Here is an 841-nt window from a genome sequence, read left to right on the forward strand (position 1 = left end):
TTCAGAAGCGAATCATGTGGTTTTTCGTGAATGATAAAGTCTTCTATCAGGATAACCACGTAGGGGATGCAATTGCTAACTACTTAAAAAACTGTAAAAGGGTTTAATATGGATATCAACGTCGTCAAAGCGCTAATCGACACAATGGGATTTCCGATTTTTATTTGTGTCGTTTTACTCTGGTTTATCAAAAACACTCTCAATAAACACTCTGAAATGATGCAGGTATTCAGTAAGTCAATTGACGCAAACACTGAATCAATCAAACTTTTGATTGAAAAACTGAAACAGTAAAACGGGGTACATATGTACGACTTCAAAAACAAACGTAAAAACATTCAGGAGGCGAATAAATACATGCTGGCTAAAACTGCCAGCATGTTCGAATATTCGGGCTTACCTGAAACTATCCCGGCTCATGAGCTGGAAAAAATCATTCAAACCCACGGCTTCGCATTTATTACCCGCGCGCCAGACGGCGAGCTTTATGCTTTCGCTGGCACGATGGGCGGTGAAATGGACGCCTACGGAAACCCGCAAGATATCATCATTGCGAATACATACCTTAAATTTAACAAGACGCTGAATATTGCCAAAGACGGCGTATTGATTAAAAACGATGATTTCTATATCGGACTAATGCCGCTGTATGAAAAGGCGAATACGTTTTTAGTTGAGAATGATATTAATATGATGTTGTGGGGCTACAATTCCCGCACACAAAAATTGATGTCAGCACCAGACGACAAGACAAAAGAGAGCGCCGATAGTTACATCAAGAAAATCATCGATGGTGATTTGTCAATCATTGCAGATAACGCGATGTTTGACGGCGTAAAAG

At 40.0% G+C, this 841-nt stretch carries 1 protein-coding gene; it reads left to right on the forward strand.

Annotated features, from left to right (window positions below):
- Window positions 1-306: 306 nt before the first annotated feature.
- The coding region (locus N1032_RS24495; protein ID WP_259543119.1) for a hypothetical protein at window positions 307-841 on the forward strand (535 nt) is incomplete at its 3' end.

Source organism: Herbiconiux daphne (assembly GCF_024979295.1).
Taxonomy (GTDB): domain Bacteria; phylum Actinomycetota; class Actinomycetes; order Actinomycetales; family Microbacteriaceae; genus Herbiconiux; species Herbiconiux daphnes.